Origin of the sequence: Puniceibacterium sp. IMCC21224, assembly GCF_001038505.1 — a bacterium.
Taxonomy (GTDB): Bacteria; Pseudomonadota; Alphaproteobacteria; order Rhodobacterales; family Rhodobacteraceae; genus Puniceibacterium.
Genome location: NZ_LDPY01000004.1, coordinates 61,525 through 79,031 on the forward strand (window position 1 = coordinate 61,525; position 17,507 = coordinate 79,031).

19 protein-coding genes and 2 pseudogenes are annotated in these 17,507 nt (G+C 59.5%); 10 read left to right on the forward strand and 11 right to left on the reverse strand.

What is annotated here, in order from left to right:
• Positions 1–262: 262 nt before the first annotated feature.
• The 3 genes from IMCC21224_RS23315 to IMCC21224_RS28675 form a co-directional block, all read right to left on the reverse strand.
• Positions 263–718, reverse strand: coding sequence for a DUF411 domain-containing protein (locus tag IMCC21224_RS23315; protein WP_047997992.1), 456 nt, complete (start codon positions 716–718; stop codon positions 263–265).
• Between the two features lie 40 nt (positions 719–758).
• Entirely contained in the window at positions 759–2,198 is a 1,440-nt protein-coding gene (locus IMCC21224_RS23320) for a multicopper oxidase family protein (RefSeq protein WP_156178418.1), read from the reverse strand.
• A 655-nt stretch (positions 2,199–2,853) separates the two neighbouring features.
• Positions 2,854–3,075 (reverse strand): hypothetical protein, encoded by a 222-nt coding sequence (locus tag IMCC21224_RS28675; protein ID WP_231582199.1) that lies wholly within the window; start codon positions 3,073–3,075, stop codon positions 2,854–2,856.
• A 121-nt stretch (positions 3,076–3,196) separates the two neighbouring features.
• On the opposite strand from IMCC21224_RS28675, the pseudogene IMCC21224_RS23335 reads away from it, so the two are divergent.
• The 3 genes and pseudogenes from IMCC21224_RS23335 to IMCC21224_RS28050 form a co-directional block, all read left to right on the forward strand.
• A pseudogene (locus IMCC21224_RS23335) lies at positions 3,197–3,970 on the forward strand (Tn3 family transposase); the annotation flags it as partial.
• 74 nt (positions 3,971–4,044) lie between these two features.
• Positions 4,045–4,802 (forward strand): IS5 family transposase gene (locus IMCC21224_RS27485; protein WP_093734042.1). Its coding sequence is split into 2 segments (ribosomal slippage): positions 4,045–4,363 and positions 4,363–4,802, totalling 759 coding nucleotides; the frame shifts between segments, so codons are not numbered across the junction.
• An 8-nt stretch (positions 4,803–4,810) separates the two neighbouring features.
• Positions 4,811–5,784, forward strand: a pseudogene (locus IMCC21224_RS28050) (Tn3 family transposase); the annotation flags it as partial.
• A gap of 271 nt (positions 5,785–6,055) precedes the next feature.
• Here IMCC21224_RS28050 and IMCC21224_RS28055 read toward each other — a convergent pair.
• Positions 6,056–6,220 (reverse strand): hypothetical protein, encoded by a 165-nt coding sequence (locus tag IMCC21224_RS28055; protein WP_156178419.1) that lies wholly within the window; start codon positions 6,218–6,220, stop codon positions 6,056–6,058.
• A 59-nt stretch (positions 6,221–6,279) separates the two neighbouring features.
• The gene (locus IMCC21224_RS23355) at positions 6,280–6,699 is read right to left on the reverse strand and encodes a hypothetical protein (RefSeq protein ID WP_053079185.1); all 420 of its coding nucleotides are present in this window, start codon (positions 6,697–6,699) and stop codon (positions 6,280–6,282) included.
• A gap of 188 nt (positions 6,700–6,887) precedes the next feature.
• On the opposite strand from IMCC21224_RS23355, the gene IMCC21224_RS23360 reads away from it, so the two are divergent.
• The 5 genes from IMCC21224_RS23360 to IMCC21224_RS23380 all read left to right on the forward strand — a co-directional run bounded on the left by IMCC21224_RS23360 (position 6,888) and on the right by IMCC21224_RS23380 (position 11,959).
• Positions 6,888–7,388: a sigma-70 family RNA polymerase sigma factor gene (locus IMCC21224_RS23360; RefSeq protein ID WP_197089316.1), complete on the forward strand. Its 501-nt coding sequence runs from the start codon at positions 6,888–6,890 to the stop codon at positions 7,386–7,388.
• The gene (locus IMCC21224_RS23365) at positions 7,385–8,149 is read left to right on the forward strand and encodes an anti-sigma factor (protein ID WP_047997998.1); all 765 of its coding nucleotides are present in this window, start codon (positions 7,385–7,387) and stop codon (positions 8,147–8,149) included. Before IMCC21224_RS23360 ends, IMCC21224_RS23365 begins: the two co-directional genes overlap by 4 nt.
• A 114-nt stretch (positions 8,150–8,263) precedes the next feature.
• Entirely contained in the window at positions 8,264–9,079 is an 816-nt protein-coding gene (locus IMCC21224_RS23370; RefSeq protein WP_047997999.1) for an extracellular solute-binding protein, read from the forward strand.
• An 889-nt stretch (positions 9,080–9,968) separates the two neighbouring features.
• Positions 9,969–11,153, forward strand: coding sequence for a sulfite oxidase (locus IMCC21224_RS23375; RefSeq protein WP_047998000.1), 1,185 nt, complete (start codon positions 9,969–9,971; stop codon positions 11,151–11,153).
• Positions 11,154–11,215: 62 nt separating this feature from the next.
• A complete protein-coding gene (locus tag IMCC21224_RS23380) occupies positions 11,216–11,959 on the forward strand; it encodes a c-type cytochrome (protein WP_047998135.1) in 744 nt (247 codons plus the stop codon).
• A 1-nt stretch (position 11,960) separates the two neighbouring features.
• Here the strand turns inward: IMCC21224_RS23380 and IMCC21224_RS23385 are convergent, their stop codons facing one another.
• Positions 11,961–12,701, reverse strand: a complete 741-nt coding sequence (locus tag IMCC21224_RS23385) for a hypothetical protein (protein ID WP_047998001.1) — start codon at positions 12,699–12,701, stop codon at positions 11,961–11,963.
• The gene (locus tag IMCC21224_RS23390; RefSeq protein ID WP_047998002.1) at positions 12,698–13,201 is read right to left on the reverse strand and encodes an RNA polymerase sigma factor; all 504 of its coding nucleotides are present in this window, start codon (positions 13,199–13,201) and stop codon (positions 12,698–12,700) included. Before IMCC21224_RS23390 ends, IMCC21224_RS23385 begins: the two co-directional genes overlap by 4 nt.
• Positions 13,202–13,320: 119 nt before the next feature.
• Here IMCC21224_RS23390 and IMCC21224_RS23395 point away from each other — a divergent pair, with 119 nt between their 5' ends.
• The gene (locus tag IMCC21224_RS23395; protein WP_231582200.1) at positions 13,321–13,629 is read left to right on the forward strand and encodes a metalloregulator ArsR/SmtB family transcription factor; all 309 of its coding nucleotides are present in this window, start codon (positions 13,321–13,323) and stop codon (positions 13,627–13,629) included.
• Positions 13,630–13,671: 42 nt separating this feature from the next.
• Entirely contained in the window at positions 13,672–14,031 is a 360-nt protein-coding gene (locus IMCC21224_RS23400) for an MBL fold metallo-hydrolase (RefSeq protein ID WP_053079186.1), read from the forward strand.
• A gap of 100 nt (positions 14,032–14,131) precedes the next feature.
• On the opposite strand, the gene istB is transcribed toward IMCC21224_RS23400, so the two are convergent.
• The 4 genes from istB to IMCC21224_RS23420 form a co-directional block, all read right to left on the reverse strand.
• Entirely contained in the window at positions 14,132–14,896 is a 765-nt protein-coding gene (istB, locus tag IMCC21224_RS23405; protein ID WP_047994087.1) for an IS21-like element helper ATPase IstB, read from the reverse strand.
• Entirely contained in the window at positions 14,893–16,338 is a 1,446-nt protein-coding gene (gene istA, locus IMCC21224_RS23410; protein WP_047996836.1) for an IS21 family transposase, read from the reverse strand. The genes istB and istA overlap by 4 nt, the downstream gene beginning before the upstream one ends.
• 96 nt (positions 16,339–16,434) lie before the next feature.
• On the reverse strand, positions 16,435–16,698 hold the full coding sequence (locus tag IMCC21224_RS23415; RefSeq protein ID WP_047998004.1) for a hypothetical protein: 264 nt from the start codon (positions 16,696–16,698) through the stop codon (positions 16,435–16,437).
• A 187-nt stretch (positions 16,699–16,885) separates the two neighbouring features.
• Entirely contained in the window at positions 16,886–17,497 is a 612-nt protein-coding gene (locus tag IMCC21224_RS23420) for a recombinase family protein (RefSeq protein WP_047998005.1), read from the reverse strand.
• Positions 17,498–17,507: the final 10 nt, after the last annotated feature.

Below are 17,507 nucleotides of genomic sequence, written 5' to 3' on the forward strand. Positions count from 1 at the left end.
AATTCGCCCAGACCAATCCCATCGACAACAAACTGTCGCCACTGTTGGCGCCCTCATTCCGCATCCCGGCGCATTTCTATTTCCCGTTGTCCGAGCGGATGTATTTGACCAGGGCGATTGCCGCGAGCACCAGCACCGCCACGATGAGCAACCAAACCAGTCCCGTCGCGATCATCATTCCACCATCCATCATCATGCACTTCATCCTTTGTTTTCCCTTGAAACCGGTCAGGCACGGGATCGCACCAAACCGCGCAATTGATCATTCGACCGCATAGACGGTCGGGTTCACACCTTCTTCGACGGTGTAAATCTTGAACGGTTCCTGCTTCGCGCCACCCATACCCGGCGATCCCAACGGCATGCCGGGAAGCGTCACACCGGCAATGTCCGGGCGCTCATCAAGCAACTTGTTGACGACATCGATTGGCACATGACCGCTGACGACGTAGTCTCCCAGAAAGGTCGTATGGCAGCCTTGGAAACTGTCCGGGATACCTGCATCACGGCTGATCTGAACCAGATCGTGGGTCGGCTTCACCTCGACCGTGAAGCCGTTCTCGCGGAGGTAGTCCGCATAGCTCTCGCAGCATCCGCATTGCGGGTTCTTGTAGAGCGTGGCCTCTTGCGCTGCGACAGGCGCGGCATTCAGGCTCATGGCGAACACAGCGGCGGCTCCTGCGGTGCCAAGACTGGCAAGTCCAATTAGTTTCTTCATCGGTTCTTTCCTTTCGTGGTCATTGATACGTGAGATTGTTTCAGGTTTTGGTCGCGCCGGGATCGACACGTATGATGCCCATCATGCCGGCCGCCTGGTGCTCCAGGATGTGACAATGGAACATCCAGTCTCCCGGATTGTCCGCCACGAAGGCGATTTCGACCCGTTCCTCGGGTGCCAACAGGACGGTGTCCTGCCATTCGCGATGCCGTGTCGGTTGTCCGTTCCGTGCGATCACACGGAACGAATGTCCATGAAGATGCATCGGGTGATGCCACGCGGTGCGATTGTCCATCTGGAGCACGTGCGACGTGCCCTGCGGCAGGACCAGCAATGGATCCATCATGTGCCCCGTTGCTGCTTTGCCGTTGATGAACCACATGTTGCCTTCGCGCATCTGCTCCATCATCGACCCCATGCCGCCGCCCATCATCATCTGCCCCATCATGCCGCCATTGAAGATGATCTGATGCCGCGTGGCCGCTTGCATATCGGGTTCGGCCAGCGGGTTGGGAGGCAGCGCCATCGACCAGTCCGGGACCGCGTCCCGTAACCGATCCGGCCCGTAGGCGAGATCGACCAGACGGTATTCCAGATCCCTGTAGAAGACATCGGTGATGGTCAGGCTCTCTCCGGGCTTGCCGGTCATATCAATCACCAGATCGACACGCATGGCCGGACCGACCACCACGATGTCATCGACTGGTACATGAGGTGACACGGGTTGACCGTCCAGAGCGACCACGACCGGCGCAAGCCCCCCGAAATCCAGCCCGAATATCCGCGCGTTCGCTGCATTGACCAGCCGAAGGCGGATGCGTTCCCCGGATCGCACCGCGATGCGTTCCGGCATCTGGCCGTTGATGGTCACGGAATTGCCGATACGACCGCCGTGCATCGCGTCGTGGCGGCTTCCGAAGTCGCCGGCAATCTGTCCGTCCCGGGTCATGCGCCAGTCATCGAGCATCCAGGTCAGGTCGCGATCCACACGGATCGGGTCCGCCTCCTCGACGATCAGCGGCCCGTAAAGGCCGCGTCCGACCTGTTCCGAACTGCGCTGGTGCGGGTGATACCAGAATGTACCTGCGTCTAGCGCATCGAATTCGTAGAGAAACTCGCCACCGACCGGGATCGGGTCCTGTGTCAGGAACGGCACACCGTCCATCGCATTGGGTGTGCGAATGCCATGCCAGTGGACCGTCGTCCCTTCATTTAGCCCGTTCCGGGCCAGAACCCGAATTCGGTCTCCCTGCCGCACCCGGATCTCGGGGCCGGGGAGGGATCCGTTGTAGCTCCAGACGTCGGTAGGGCCGTAGGGTGCCGGTCGCAGGGCGGCTTGTCCGGCCGCAGCGCGTAGCAAGAATGGGTCCTCTGTCGGACCTGCCATCGCTACTCGCGCAGGTGACAGGGCGGATATGGCAGTGAAGGCGGCACCGGTGCGCAGCACGTGCCGTCGTGAAATCAGTCTGTTGAGGGTCATTACTTCTGCCTTGATCTGAAAGGGTCGCACTCAGCCAGCTTCGGCCAAGGCAACGGTCAGGCCCCGCAACAAGCGAGGTCGTTATCAGGTTCAGACAGGCAGCTTGGGAGGAAATGGATCAAGGGAGGGAACCGAGCCAATCGGGATCACAGGTCCCGCGACCGGGATGACAACTCCGAAGGCCATCTCAAGCGTCATCGCTGACGTACGAGCTACGATACCGGCCGTACTTCCCGCGCCACAAGGGACTGTACACCCACCCTCGCAGGATATCCCGTCAGCAAATCCGATCGGATCGCATCCGCTGCAATGGTCGTCCGCGCTTTCGGCGCCCGCCATCTGAGCCATTGCTGCCTCAGCCGCATTCACTGCCGATACATCCGGCGCAACCACGGCACCGAAGCTCAATGCAAGAATCAAAATGAGGCGGAAAAAGCGGATCATGCAGTTCTTATGCAAGCTTCCAGTAGGGGGAGGTCAAGAAGTATCCTGTAACATAGGCGTGACATTGCCACGCGGGTACTGACTGATTGGCCAACGGATGCCCGAGGTTGGTTTCGGGGGAAAATCTGAGGCGAGACTGCGGACTCATCCAAGGTCTTTTTCGGAGCCAGGCAACCACCCGCATCCTTTCATGCTGGTGGCTGCCCTTGTGTCAACTTGCGTCTTTGAATTCGGTGTATTCACCGCGCACCTGGACAGTCACGGTTGCGGGCTGGCTGTCCCGATTCCGCCAAAACCATCCGTGTTCGTCGTCAAATGTCGCGATGATCTCGCCCTCGTCGCCCGTCGAACCGGGGCCCTTTTCATAGGTCACCGAATTGCCCTCGCCATGGCCGTGCATGTTGAAGTTCACACGCCCGCCATCGACCAGCATTCGGTATTCTTCCGTCTGGCCCTCTTCCATGACCAGCTTCCACTCGGCACTGTCGCCGGGTGCAAGCGTAAAGGTGGTTTCGTCGCGCCAGACCTCGACCTCCTGCGCGTGTGCCGCACCGGTGCAGGGTCATAACCGATTCCGGCGCTATGTCCCGAGAATGCTCCATCTTCTTAAGATCGACGGGGCGCATGTGGCTACGCCGCTCTTGGCTGCCATCGATTTGATCAAAAATGGCGCAAGGCATTCTGTGCCAACAGATTTTCTGCGACGCACCTCGAAGTGGCACCAGCACCTGAAGATGCAGCAACCGAGTGATCAACGCTTGTGGGAGGTGGCGGTTCTGTTCCATTTGCGGGACGCCTTCCGATCCGGCGATATCTGGCTGGCACAATCCAAGCGCTACGGTGATCTCAAGCAGGTTCTGGTTCCCGCAACAACGGCAGCGGCAAATGCGCGGCTTGCTGTGCCGCTTGATCCCGAGCAATGGTTGGCAGACCGCCATGCCCAGATGGAAATCGGTCTGGAAAAACTCTCAAAGGCGGCGAAACGCGGAACGATCCCCGGCGGGGCCATCGAAGACGGTGTCCTGCAGCTCAGCCGATTGCCTACACAAAACCCGAACGGCGCGGCTGATCTGCTCTTTGATCTGTATAAGCGTGTCCCGGATACGCGCATCACCGACATCATGTTGCTGGTCGATGATGCAACTGGGTTCACCGATGCGTTCACACATCTACGGACAGGGGCACCGCCGAAGGATCGGATTGGCTTGCTGAATGTGCTGCTTTCGGAAGGCTTGAATCTTGGATTGAGCAAGATGGCTAAGGCGAGTAATTCGCATGGGTTTTGGGAATTGATGCGTATTTCGCGGTGGCACATTGAAAGTGAAGCCTAGGCTCCAGACCCATTAATCCGCTTGAGGCTGCCAAGCTTGCATGATTCAAACTCCCAAAATCTGGGGGCATTATGAGCAATCTTTACTGGCTGACGGACGAACAAATGGCGCGGCTTCGGCCGTTCTTTCCAAAGAGCCATGGCAAGCCACGCGTGGATGACAGGCGCGTTCTGAGTGGAATAATATTCATGAATCGCAATGGCTTGCGGTGGTCCGACGCGCCGAAGGAATACGGCCCGGCAAAGACCCTCTACAACCGATGGAAGCGGTGGGGCGACATGGGCGTCTTCGCGAGGATGATGGAGGGGTTGGCCTCTGAGGCGACAGTTCCGAAGATGGTAATGATCGACGCGACCTATCTCAAAGCACACCGCACGGCTTCGAGCCTTGGGTTGAAAAAGGGGGGCGCGGTCGCCTGATTGGCCGAACAAAGGGCGGCATGAACACCAAGTTGCATGCCGTCACAGATGAAAACGGCCGCCCGATCAGCTTCTTCATGAGCGCAGGCGAGGCCAGCGATTATACTGGTGCAGCGGCATTGCTGAACAGTCTTCCTCCTGCGCAATGGCTTCTGGCCGACAGAGGTTATGATGCCGACTGGTTCCGTGAAGGCTTGCAAAACAAGGGCATAAAGCCGTGCATCCCTGGCCGGAAGTCGCGAGCAAAGCCCGTCAAATACGACAAGCGTCGATACAAACGTCGTAACAGGATCGAAATTATGTTTGGTCGCCTGAAGGATTGGCGCCGGGTTGCCACTCGCTACGACAGATGCCCGAAGGTCTTCCTCTCAGCCATCGCACTCGCCGCGACCGTCTTGTTCTGGCTTTGATCATCAATGAGTCTGGAGCCTACGGACGGGCGCTTGCGAATATCGTGGACGCTCAGGCCAAACTACCTATGGCGTAGTTCTGGGGCATGGGGATAACCGCATCCAGCGACGATCAGTTCTTTCCAACCACCCGACAAGGCGAGGCGATGAATCTGATCAATGCCAAATACGGAAATGAGCCGGTGCTGAAAGCCTACACGCATGTTTCGGACCAGTTTGCGCCGTTTGCATCTCAGACCATTCCGGCCACGGTCAGCGAGGCAGCTTACATCCTTGATGGGTTGCTGAACAATGATGTCGGCAAACGGATCAAGGAACAATATGCGGACACAGGCGGCTTCACTGATCACCTCTTTGCGGTCACGTCGATCCTGGGCCATCGGTTCATTCCGCGCATCTGGGATCTGCCATCAAAGCGGCTTTATGTGTCCGATGCCGGAGGAACGCCACAGAACCTTAAAGGAATGATTGGCGGCAAAATCCGCGAAGGCCTGATCGCGTCAAACTGGCCTGACATTCTCAGGATTGCAGCCACAATGACGGCGGGGACGGTCGCGCCAAGCCAAATCCTCCGCAAGCTGGCTTCGTATCCACGCCAGAACGATCTCGCGTTGCTTTGAGGGAAGTCGGCCGTGTCGAACGCACATTGTTCATGCTGGATTGGGTACTCAACGCGGATATGCAGCGGCGAGTGCAGATCGAATTGAACAAAGGTGAGGCGCATCACGCGCTGAAGAATGCTCTGCGCATCGGCAGGCAGGGCGAAATACAAGACCGCACGACCGAAGGACAGCACTATCGTATGGCGGCGCTCAATCTGCTGGCGGCCATCGTCATATACTGGAACACCGCCCGGCTCGGTGAGGCGGTGGTGCAGCGCCAAGACGCGGGCCTGCCTATTCAGCCTGACCTCCTTGCGCATACATCGCCACTCGGGTGGGCGCACATTCTGCTGACAGGAGAATACAAATGGCCAAAAAAAATGATACGCAGGACAGCGGACCTTGGCTACGAGGCGCATGGACTCACACAGTGCGGACAAACCAAACTTATGCAGTTGCGGCTATTGCTGACGCAGCATCGCTATGCAACTGCGGCAAACATGCCGTTCGACATCTGCGCATATCCTGGAAGCAGTCATTGGATTTTGCCTGGGCTGATGCGAAGTGTATGGTTTCGTCCTCATCTATTTGACTGTCGAAAAGCTCTGCTTACTCACAGAATTGAGTTTGCCTAGATTGGAGGAGGTGTAATTAGTTCAGATGTTCGACATCATTCGCCGCGTCATTCAGTGGCTCGTCCGAAGCATCCTCATAGAGCGCGGCAAACAGCGCGAAGGCGACGGCCGCCGCTATGCCCGCCAACGGGATCCAATGCCATTTTTTCGATTTCTCGAAGTCCGGTTCCTGGTTCGACATATTGCACCTCCAAAAAAACGATCTGGCCGGGCGATGCGAAGAGCGCCCGGCCAAAGGGATCAGTCGTCGATCGAAATCGGGCTGACCAGCGGGCCGCCATCGACAACCACCGGCTTGTCGTTCGCAACGCTTCCGGGTCCGAATTCGTAGACGCCGAGTTCGCCATCATCGACGTGCAACATCGCGATGACTTTGTCTCCGTCATAGTCACCGGTCAGCGGAACGTAGACATTTTCGGTCATGCCAGCCTTGACATAGGTATGCCCGATCGAGGCCGGAACGACCGGCTTGCCGTCCTTGATTGCGTGGATCACGACCCAACCATCCGCGGCGGCGGTCACGGACTTGACCACGACGGCGTGGCTCAGTTCCTGCTCTGCGGTTTCGAGCGCGTTGGACACGTGGCCGTCAGCGAGGGCGACGGACGCAGTGGCGGTCAGGACCGCGATTGTGGCGATAACTTTCTTCGTAGCGTTCATGAGAACTCTCCTTTGAATTCGGTTGGAGCGCCGCTTTGGGCGGAGCTTGCAAGGTTCACGACCGACAGCCTGGAACCCTTCCCAAGTTTTTGTTCACGAACCCGTGATCGACAATTTTCAAAAGATTTCCGGGAATAATCCGGCGACCGCGCGCGTTACTTATGTGAATGCATGCAAACGGAGGCAGCGTGCCGACCCATCACGCCCTTGCCCAAGAGGCCGACGCCATGAAGCGGTACGCGATCACGCTGACGCGCGACGTGCACACCGCCGATGACCTGGTGCAGGATTGCATGGAACGAGCCTTGCGCAAGTGGACGCTGCGGCGCGCAGGTGTCCCCCTGCGGGCCTGGCTGTTCACGATGATGCGCAATCTGCATGTTGATGGGTGGCGGCAGGCGAAACGACGTCAGACGGAATCGCTTGAGACCATGACATCACCGCCCGCGATACCGCCGACCCAGGAAAACCATGTCGAGTTGAACCGGTTGTTGGCGCGCGTCATGTCTCTGCCCGACGATCAGCGTGTGGCTTTGATACTGGTCAGCGTTGAAGGCTTCACCTACCGAGAGGCCGCTCAGACGCTTGGCGTCCCAGAAGGCACGATCCTGAGCCGCGTAAGCCGGGCCCGCGCCGCTTTGCGCGGGGCAACGGCTGAGACGGCCCCAAGACTGAGGAGCGTGACATGACAAGCGCGCCGAAGGATATTCGTGAAGAGGATCTTGTCGCCTACGTGGACGACGCCTTGCCGCCTGATCGGAGAAAACAAGTCGAAGCCTATCTGAATGACACACCAGAAGCCGCCCGTCGGGTGGAAGCCGACATGGCCATCGCCCGCGATCTGCGCCATGCCTTTGCGGGGCTGGTTGCCGATCATCCGATGGCGACGCTGCCGGTTGCCGAACGGCGCAGGCACATGCCGTTGGCATGGGTTGCGTCAGTTGCGATGGCGCTGATGATAGGCGGTACGGCAGGTTGGGTCCTGCGCCCCGACACAGCCCCGCAGCCGATGTCGGGCCTTGTGGCCGAAGCCTTCGCCGCACATCGCACTTTCGTTGTCGAGGTCGCGCACCCGGTCGAGGTCGGGGCGGAGAACAAGGGCCATCTGGCCACTTGGCTGACCAATCGGCTGGATCGTCCGTTTGCTATCCCCGACCTGCGTGTCGTGGGTCTGTCGCTGGTCGGTGGGCGGCTCCTTCCCTCGCCCACCGAACCAGCGGCACAATTGATGTACGAAGACGGCAACGGTCAGCGCCTGACGCTCTATCTGCGACGCGGCAGCGAAGGCGATCCAAGTTTCCGATTTGCCGAAACGGCCACCGAGCAGGCGTTCTACTGGAGCGACACCGAGTTCGCCTACGCCCTGACCGGTGCTTTGCCGCGCGCGCGCCTTCTGGAAATCGCTCATTTGCTGCAGGCTCAGTTCGAGGATCCAGGCGCGCCAACCTGATCTCACGGAAGCGTGATCATAAATTCGGGAAGGGTTCTGGATGTCGGCGCGTCAGTCTTGTGAAGGCCGCCCGCAATCGGTGGAGGCCGATCCACGACCCTGACAGGAGATACCATGCGACTGACAACGCTTTTCACCACCACAATCCTTGCCGCCGCCCCGGCATTCGCCGACACCGCAGCCGACCGCCGCGGTGATACCGCGTTCAACGATCCATCTATCGAACACGCGCCGCAAGACGGCGTCGTAAAGCTTTACGGCGCGGGTGGTCCGCACACGGCATTCCGCAAGGTCGCAGCCGTCTTTGAAGAGCAGACGGGAACCTCCGTCGAAGTGATCGCGGGCCCGGAATCGAAATGGACCGCAGACGCCCAGGCCGACGCCGACATTCTTTGGGGCACATCCGAGCAGTCGATGACAGCCTTCCTGCTGACCTACACGGCCTTCGATCCCGCGAAAGTCGAGCCGATCTACCTGCGGCCGACCGTGATCGCAGTGAAGGCCGGCAACCCGCTGAACATTGATGACTTCGATGACCTTCTGGCCGACGGGGTGCGGGTTGTCGTGACCGAGGGCGCAGGGGTCTACAACACCTCCGGCACTGGCACATGGGAAGACGTAGCGGGCCGTTTGGGGAGCCTCGATGACATCTCCGACCTGCGACGCAATATCGTGGCCTATGCGCTTGGATCGGGTGCCTCCTATGGGGTCATCTCAAACGGTGATGCCGACGCTTGGATCACCTGGCCCAATTGGCCGATCACAAAGGACGACCTCGACATGGTCGAACTGTCTGCGGATCGTGTGATCTACCGCGACGTGAATGTCGTGCTTTCGCCCGATGCCGATCCGGAGGCGCAAGCCTTCCTTGACTTCCTCATCACGGATGAAGCGCAGGAACTCATGGCAACCGAAGGCTGGCAGCGATAGTGCGGTTGATCCGACAACTTTCGCAACATGCGGAATAAACCAACATGATTGGACGTTTTGTCTTTAGGCCCCGCTGCTTAGCCGGGGCCTAAAGGACTTTCGGAACATGAGTTGCTTGATGACACAGCCCTGATTGCCCGGTGACGCCGAACGGACTTCAGTCCTCCCCGCAAGGCCGAACACCGGTTCACGGTCTGCGCCCTGTTCCTGACCCGGAAGTTTTATTTTCGTGAGCTTTTCGCCATCGGAGCGGCGACCGTCTGAGCTGTCGCAGCGGCGTGTTTCTCAGATATAGAAATAGGACGGTACCAGCGTCGAAGTCGCTGCTGCCGTGGTTCAGCTATCTGGAAGTCGCGCGATGGCGGGCATCTATTTCCGGACAAACCGCGTTGCCGTGCGGTTTCTCAATTACGTGGCGCCGACTGCGCTGACACGGCACCTGACCGCATCCATCGATCTTGATCCGTCGCAACGTTCTGACCCTGCCCCTCGGTTGAATACAACATACGGGTCTTCCCAGGGACTTTCGGCGGTGGTTATTCTTGTATTGCGCGACGGCTCCTACGCTTTTCCATCCGACAACCCTGCCGGTTATAGCTCTGATCTGTTGGCGCAGCCTCCGGGAGCCGTGCGCCCCCCATATCCAACTGACTGAGCATCGGAACTGCACGACCCCAATTACCAAAATGGGTTATCCGGCAAGCAGAGCGACCGCACAAGCGGGCACCGTCCTTTGGCCAGCCGACCCGGCCACGTGCATCCACTTATTTGGAGCTTCGCGAATATTTTTTCGTTCCGCGGGAATAAAATGCACCCTCAACACGTTAGTTACGCATGGAGCTGCTGCATACCGTGGAGTGCAAATGCTTCGAACCACGGGAGGAAAGACATGAAAATCATAGAAAAAGTAAAGCGTCGGCATTTCCTGATAGGATCAGCGGGCACGATGGTGGCTGCTGCAGTCGGGGCACCGGGGATGGCGCAATCAGACGGGGAGCCGTTGCCAGATTACGTCGCATGGAAAGACGCCGAGGACATGATCGTCCATTCCAAGCAGACGCTTGAGACGAAGCGCGCCGCGCAAGGTTCGGAGCTGATCACGCCCAGTACCGAGCTTTACATACGCAATAACCTGCCCGCCCCACCCGACGAGATCGTCGCAGATCGCGATGCCTGGGAGGTCGAGATCGACGGGGTCGCGAACCCGGGTAAGATGACTGTGGGCGAGATGAAGACGCTCGCGGTCGAAACCGTGGTTTGTGTGCTGCAATGCTCGGGCAACGGGCGCGCTTTTTTCGATCATGAAACCAGCGGCTCGCAGTGGTCGGTTGGTGCTGCGGGCAACGTGGTGTGGACCGGCGTGCCGGTGCGCGCCGTGATTGACGCGATGGGCGGCGCGAATGCGGGCGCCGTGTTCCTGACCGGTACAGGTGGCGAAGAGATCCCCGAAGGTCTTCCACCCGAGACGATCCAGGTCGAACGGTCGGTTCCAAAGGTCGCGATGGATCAGGCTATCCTGGCGTGGGAGATGAACGGTGAGCCTTTGCCACTCGCCCATGGAGGCCCCCTGCGGCTGGTGATTCCGGGGTATTATGGCGTGAACAACGTCAAGTATCTCAAACGTCTGGCAATGACGGCCGAGGAATCGCCCAATAAAATCCAGCAAACCGGCTATCGCGTGCGCTCCGTGGGGGTAAAGGGCGATCCCTCTCAGCCGTCGATGTACGAGATGGCCGTCAAATCCTGGATCACCGGCCCTCTGATGGATGCGGCGACCGGCAAGGTGCAGGTCCACGGCGTCGCCATGGGCGGTGTCAGCGGTCTGGACAAGATCGAGGTGTCCACCGACGGGGGGCAAAACTGGGCAGAAGCGCAGTTCCTTGGCCCGGACCTTGGCCCCTATGCATGGCGGCCATTCGTGCTGATCACGGAGCTGTCCGAAGGCACACATATGCTGGCGAGCCGTGCCACCAACGAAGCAGGCGATACCCAACCCGAGATTTTTCCGCCCAACGAACGGGGTTATGGCAATAACGGCTGGCGCGCCCATGCCGTCGACGTGACCGTCAGCTGAGCTGACTGACCGGCGGCATCCTCTGCCACCGGTTTGACAACAAAAAAACCGGAGACATGAACATGACCACCCGAACGACGCCACGACTCGGCGGCGCAGTTTTTCTTGCCTTGATGGCCGGTGCTGCGAGCGCCGAGGCTGATCTGGATGCGGGCCGTAAGATATTCACTGAAACCGCGCAACCCGCCTGCGCCCTTTGCCACGCGCTGAAAGATGTGGGTTCGGAGGCCGAGATCGGCCCCAACCTTGATGAATTCAAACCGACAGTCGATCAGGTGCGCGCAGCCGTGACCAGTGGAATCGGAGTCATGCCAGCCTTTTCGGAAACGCTGACCAAGGAAGAAATCGAAACGGTTTCGAAATACGTGGCCCAGGTCACGGGAGGGTCGGAGACTGCAACCGGCACAGATGCCGCTACTGAAGCGACAGATTCCGCAGATGCGGAGGAGGTTGAAACTCCCGGCGCTGAGATCCTTGCGCAGGGCGACCCGGCTGCCGGCGAAAAGACGTTCAGGAAATGCAAGGCTTGCCATACGGTAGACGAAGGTGGGTCCAATCGTGTCGGTCCCAACCTTTATGGTATCGTCGGGGCACCCGTGGCAACGGTCGACGGCTTTCGCTATTCCGACGCGCTGGTTGAATACGGGGGCGATTGGACACCTGATCGGCTTGCCGCGTTTCTTGCAAATCCCCGGAAAGAAGTGCGTGGCACCAAGATGGGGTTCAGTGGCCTGCGCAAGGCGCAGGATCAGGCCGATGTCATTGCCTATCTTGACAGCTTGACGGACACCGCAAAAACCAACTGACCTAGCCGACGCAGGACCGTGCCGTCCGGGTTGCCTCCGAAAGCGACGCCATCACGCTTTCGGAAACACGTTCGCGGGTTTCAAGCATCAGATAACTGGCGATGGCATCGAACCGCGTGCGGTCCATCCCTGTCGCGACAACTATATGACGAAGGTGATCCCCGGACAGCCAGGTTGCGATCTGCTGACCGGGTGTGTCGTTGCCCTCTGGGGAAACGAACGCGCCGCGAAAATAGGTCAACCTGCATCCATTCTGACCCGCGTAATGCATGACTTCGCCGTTGTCCGATGTGCGGAAGGCAACAGCCGTCAGGTTTGCGACGGACAGGTCGGGTACGCCCACCGCACCGCCTGTCGCGGCGGGCCGCAGATCGGCGGTTTCGACGTCATACATCTCAGCGGCCAGTTCAGCGTGAATGTCAAAAGCTGTCGGGGTGGCAACAAAAGCGGGTCCGAATACCACAGCCAAGGCAATTCCCGCAGCGACAGCACCGCCCGCCAGCCAGCGCCGGGGGTGCCAGCTACTATTTGCGGCACTAGTTTCCGGCATAGATTCCGAATGCACGAGGTCCGGTCGCAAGGCCGCCAAGCTGACGGACACGTTCCGCACGTCCTCAAGCGCTGCGGCAAGCGCGGGCTCGGATGCAGGCCGCCCCTCGAATGCGCGCATGTCGGCCGCGCACAACTCACCATCGTGGTAAGCGTTGACCTGTTCCCAGTCCTTGTCGTTCAGTTCATTCATGTCTTCCGCGTCACTTCCTGCTTTGCCGTTTCGGCCCCATCGACGATTTCCAGCAACGCCTTGCGGGCACGGCTGATCCGGCTCATCACCGTTCCGTTCGGCACATCCATCACTTTCGCCGCCTCGGCGTACTTCAACCCCATGATATCAACGAGGCACAGAACCTCGCGGGTCTCGGGCGGCAGTTTCTTAAAGGCCAGCCGGATCAACACATCCCGCGCGGTGTCCGACGCACCCGCTTCATTGGATAGACGTTTTTCGGCCGCGAAATATTCCCGACGCACGCGCCTTTTTCTCAGCTCATCGTAATGCAGGTTGCGAATGACACGGAACATCCAGGGCCGTAGTTCCCCGATCGGGTCTGGCCTCCCACCTGATCGCAGCCCCCGTTCCACAGCATCCTGAACAAGATCTTCAGCCTCGTCGCGGGAATGGCAAATGGCTATCGCATAGGCCCGAAGTTCAGGCAATAGGATTTCAATGGAGGTCAGCTGCGCCATGACGAACCGTACCGCGTTTGCAGGTGGGGTCAAAGCAAACAAGGAGCGCTGGAAAAGTCCGGTCAGAGCTTGAAATAAATTCATACCGTCGCATATGCGAATGTATGAAGGTAAAGCAGATGCAAGAAAACGCGGACAAGGCTGAGGCGCTGCTCAAGGCGATGGCCAGCCGGAATCGCCTGATGATCTTGTGTACGCTTGTCGAAGGCGAAAGGTCGGTCGGCGCACTCGCAAAGGCCCTTGGGGTGCGCGAAAGCGTGATTTCCCAGCATCTCGGGCTTTTGCGCCGCGACGGGTTGGTGCAAGGGCGGCGGGATGGGCAGACGATCCACTATGCGCTTGCGGGCGAAAACGCAAAGCGTCTGCTGACCACCCTTTACCAAATTTTCTGCACCGACGACGCGGACGCCCCGGAACCCGATGACTGACAGACGCGCCCCCATCTGACACCCCAACCAAAACGAGGCATTATGACGATCACACGCCACAGCCCGTCCAACGGCCCTACCTCTCCGGATGTCTGGGGGCTTTATGAAGAGGAAACGGGATCCATCCAGTATGTCGCTGCCTGCCCCGCGACCGGGCAGGCCGCGCTGATCGACGTGGTTCTGGACTTTGATCCGAAGGCCGCATCCACTTCGACAGACAGCGCAAAGGCTGTACTGGATCTGGTCAATCGTGAGGGGCTGGAGGTGGCGATGATCCTCGACACCCACCCCCATGCCGACCACATGACCGCCGCCGCGTGGTTGAAGGAGGAGACCGGCGCGCCGACGGCGATCGGTGTCAACGGCGGAGACAAAACCGGCCACGTGGCGGCGCAAAAGTAGGCCAATGGCGGGGCACCAAGCGCCATGGCGCGTGCGCTCTCCAGATAGCCGGCGCGTGCCATGGCGCATTGGCCCGGAGGGCCAGTTCTGCAAGGTGTGATCAGGTGGCGGCTTGGGCCTTTCGGGCGCGGCTTTGGCTGAGGCGATAGCTTTCGCCGTTCATCTCGAGAATGTTGACGTGGTGTGTCAGCCTGTCGAGAAGGGCGCCGGTCAGGCGCTCGGTGCCGAAGGTTTCGGTCCATTCGTCGAAGGGCAGGTTGCTGGTGATCAGCGTGGAGCCGCGCTCATAGCGCTGCGAGATCAGTTCGAACAAGAGCTCGGCGCCGGTCTTGGAGAGCGGCACGAAGCCCAGTTCGTCGATGATGAGCAATTTTACGGCAGCCAGCTGCTTTTGCAGCCGTAGCAGCCGACGTTCGTCGCGGGCTTCCATCAACTCGTTGACCAGCGCGGCGGCGGTGATAAAGCTGACAGGCAGCCCCTTCTGGCAGGCGGCCAGCCCCAGCCCGAGGGCAACATGGGTCTTGCCGGTTCCACTGGGCCCCAAGGCGATGACGTTCTCGCGTCGGTCGATCCATTCGCAGCGGGCGAGTTCCAGCACCTGCATCTTGTTGAGCTTCGGGATCGCCTTGAAGTCGAAGCTGTCCAAGCTCTTGGTTGCCGGGAACTTCGCGGCCTTGATACGCCGCTCGATCATCCGCCGCTCGCGGTCGATCAATTCCAGCTCGACCAGACGCGCCAGGAACTGGACATGATCCAGCCCCTCGGCGGCGCATTGGCGGGCGAGTTTGTCATATTCCCGCAGGAAAGTCGGCAGCTTCAGCGTCTTCAGATGATCCGCAAGCAGGATCTTCGGGGGCACGGTCATGCTGCATCCTCTGACATCAGGGACATATAGCTGGCCGCGGATGTGGTCTCGACGTTCGCCCGCGGCAGGTATGGGTAAACATCGAGATCCAACTTCGGCGGCCGTTTCTCGACGTGGCAGAGGACAAGGTGCTTGACGGCATCAAAGCCGACCGCGCCCAGTTGCAGAGCCTTCTTCACGGCGGCATGCAGATCGTCGATGTCGAAGGTCTCGAGCAGGCGCAGCACCTGCACATATTCCCGGCGTCCGGCTTTGATCATGCGCGCTTCCATCAAGCGGCGCAGGGTCGCGAACTCCGACGGCAGGTCCCATTCTGCCAAGGGAGCCGCCTGGTCGAGAGCGTTGATCTTCTGCTCGATCAGCGGAAGGTAATGCCGCGGATCGAAGACCATGTCCTCGCGGTCGTAGCAGCGCGGATGACGTGCGATGACCTCGCCGCCGCAGCCGATCACGACCACGTCGACATAGCCCCTGATCCAGACGTCACGATGGCCGTAGGCAACCGGGACCGAGTAATCATTGGTTTTGTAGCGCACCAACGCCTGCGAACTGACCCGTCCGGTTGTCTGATCGCAGGCATCGAACGGCGCCACAGGCAGGTCGGACATCGCGGCCAGATCCCGCTCGAGGCGTTGGCCAATCGTCTCGGACTGACCTCGCAAGACATCCGCCTGACGTTTGAGACACTGTGTCTCCAGGTAATCGTTGAACGCGTCCCAGGTCGCGAACCGCGGGATTGGCACCATGAAGTTGCGGCGCGAGTAACCGACCAGGCCTTCCGCATTGCCCTTGTCATTTCCCTTGCCGGGTCGCCCGTAGCGGTCACGGAACAGGTAATGTGACAGGAACCCGCTGAACAGCGTAGCCCTCTGACGTGACCCGTCCGGCAGGATCTTCGCAACCAAACAGCGGTCGTTGTCGTAGAGCACCGACACCGGCACCTTGCCGAAGAACGCGAAGGCGTGGACGTGGCCATCAACCCAGGCTTCGGCAGTGGCCGCCGGATAGGCACGGACATAGCAGGCGTCGCTGTGCGGCAGATCCATGACAAAGAAATGCGCCTTCTGCTCGATGCCGCAGATGACGACCACCGCCTCGCCAAAGTCGGCCTGGGCATGACCGGGCGGATGCGCCAGCGGCACGAACATCTCGCGGCCGCGCCGTTCGCGCTGTCGCATGTAATCCTTCACGATCGTGTAGCCCCCGGTGAAGGCATGCTCGTCGCGGAGCCGCTCGAACACCCGCTTCGCCGTGTGCCGCTGCTTGCGAGGGACCTCCCGATCGCCGTCCAGCCAACCGTCGATGATCCCGGTGAAGGCATCCAGCTTCGGTCGCTTGACCGGCGCCTTCCGCCGATATCCAGGTGGAACCGAAAACGCCATCATCTTGGCTACGCTATCGCGCGAGATGTTGAAATGCCGCGCCGCCTCACGCTGGCTCATGCCCTCAGCACAGGCCAGCCGAACCTTCCGATACAAATCCACAGTGAAAATCCTCCCGCCCTCCCTGTCACCAGAAAGGGTAAAGGTGGACGACTTTTACACCGCCCGCAGCAGGCTCATCCCGCCGCTACCGTGGCCGACTTTCGCACCGCCGTTTTCAATCTGCTCCGCCAAGAACTGAGCAACAATCTCTGGTATAGCATCCATTCGGTTAGGAAATCTGGCATGGCGTTGGAAAAACTTCAGGTAGTATCCGAGCACAAGCCGCTTCGGACCAGACAACCCCTTCAGCAGCGGCTGCTCTGAGGGTTGCAAAACCCAATGTAACCGCAGGGCCTCCGCTGACCAAAGTTGTTCCATGTCCGCTCCAAATTAAACTATATCGGAGCATACATACGGATCATCCCGCTATGTCAACTCAAAACGCACAACCCGAAAATGTGGCCGCTTTTGACCCCCTTCGTGCGTACAGGGCCTACCCGGCGTCGGCCTTCCCCCCGGACACTGACAAATAGGGGTAGATTCCGGCTGGGTGCAGAATAGTACGTTAGGCTCCGAGGACGCGCTTGCCGTAGTCTCGCAGATTGCCGTTCGGGTCGACGTAGCGATAGAGAGTAACGGGCCTCACGCCTAATTCTTTGCAAAGTTCTGAAACAGACGTGTCGCGGTTTGCCATTGCGGCCTGTGCCATGCGCACCTGTGATTTTGACAGCGCGAATTTTCGTCCGCCTTTCCTCCCCCGCGCCCGGGCTGCCTGAAGACCGGCCACTGTGCGTTCACGGATCAACTCGCTTTCAAATTCGGCGAGAGCGGCAAAGATGCCGAATGAAAGCCGTCCTGCCGCAGTTGTTGTGTCGATCTGCGCACCTTGCCCGGTGAGCACTTTAAGGCCAACCCCGCGCTCAGACAGCATACTGACGGTCTTGACCAGATGATGCAGGCTACGCCCCAAACGATCGAGCTTCCACACAACCAGAACATCGCCGTCACGCAATGCCTTGAGGCAGGCCTCCAACCCTGGCCGGTCATCCTTTTTGCCAGATGCCAGATCCGAGTAAATCTGCTCCTCTCCAACGCTCGCCGCGATCAAGGCATCCCGTTGCAGGTCAAGAGACTGCCTGCCATCGGCTTTAGAGACGCGCGCATAGCCAATCAGCATGTGTCACAAA

What these genes read in the sequence shown, in the direction of transcription:
- IMCC21224_RS23315 (WP_047997992.1), bottom strand. Translation starts at nt 718, where the DNA reads ATGAAGAAACTAATTGGACTTGCCAGTCTTGGCACCGCAGGAGCCGCC.
- IMCC21224_RS23320 (WP_156178418.1), bottom strand. Translation starts at nt 2,198, where the DNA reads ATGACCCTCAACAGACTGATTTCACGACGGCACGTGCTGCGCACCGGT.
- IMCC21224_RS28675 (WP_231582199.1), bottom strand. Translation starts at nt 3,075, where the DNA reads ATGCTGGTCGATGGCGGGCGTGTGAACTTCAACATGCACGGCCATGGC.
- IMCC21224_RS28055 (WP_156178419.1), bottom strand. Translation starts at nt 6,220, where the DNA reads ATGTCGAACCAGGAACCGGACTTCGAGAAATCGAAAAAATGGCATTGG.
- IMCC21224_RS23355 (WP_053079185.1), bottom strand. Translation starts at nt 6,699, where the DNA reads ATGAACGCTACGAAGAAAGTTATCGCCACAATCGCGGTCCTGACCGCC.
- IMCC21224_RS23365 (WP_047997998.1), top strand. Translation starts at nt 7,385, where the DNA reads ATGACAAGCGCGCCGAAGGATATTCGTGAAGAGGATCTTGTCGCCTAC.
- IMCC21224_RS23370 (WP_047997999.1), top strand. Translation starts at nt 8,264, where the DNA reads ATGCGACTGACAACGCTTTTCACCACCACAATCCTTGCCGCCGCCCCG.
- IMCC21224_RS23375 (WP_047998000.1), top strand. Translation starts at nt 9,969, where the DNA reads ATGAAAATCATAGAAAAAGTAAAGCGTCGGCATTTCCTGATAGGATCA.
- IMCC21224_RS23380 (WP_047998135.1), top strand. Translation starts at nt 11,216, where the DNA reads ATGACCACCCGAACGACGCCACGACTCGGCGGCGCAGTTTTTCTTGCC.
- IMCC21224_RS23385 (WP_047998001.1), bottom strand. Translation starts at nt 12,701, where the DNA reads ATGAATGAACTGAACGACAAGGACTGGGAACAGGTCAACGCTTACCAC.
- IMCC21224_RS23390 (WP_047998002.1), bottom strand. Translation starts at nt 13,201, where the DNA reads ATGGCGCAGCTGACCTCCATTGAAATCCTATTGCCTGAACTTCGGGCC.
- IMCC21224_RS23395 (WP_231582200.1), top strand. Translation starts at nt 13,321, where the DNA reads ATGCAAGAAAACGCGGACAAGGCTGAGGCGCTGCTCAAGGCGATGGCC.
- IMCC21224_RS23400 (WP_053079186.1), top strand. Translation starts at nt 13,672, where the DNA reads ATGACGATCACACGCCACAGCCCGTCCAACGGCCCTACCTCTCCGGAT.
- istB (WP_047994087.1), bottom strand. Translation starts at nt 14,896, where the DNA reads ATGACCGTGCCCCCGAAGATCCTGCTTGCGGATCATCTGAAGACGCTG.
- istA (WP_047996836.1), bottom strand. Translation starts at nt 16,338, where the DNA reads ATGAGCCAGCGTGAGGCGGCGCGGCATTTCAACATCTCGCGCGATAGC.
- IMCC21224_RS23415 (WP_047998004.1), bottom strand. Translation starts at nt 16,698, where the DNA reads ATGGAACAACTTTGGTCAGCGGAGGCCCTGCGGTTACATTGGGTTTTG.
- IMCC21224_RS23420 (WP_047998005.1), bottom strand. Translation starts at nt 17,497, where the DNA reads ATGCTGATTGGCTATGCGCGCGTCTCTAAAGCCGATGGCAGGCAGTCT.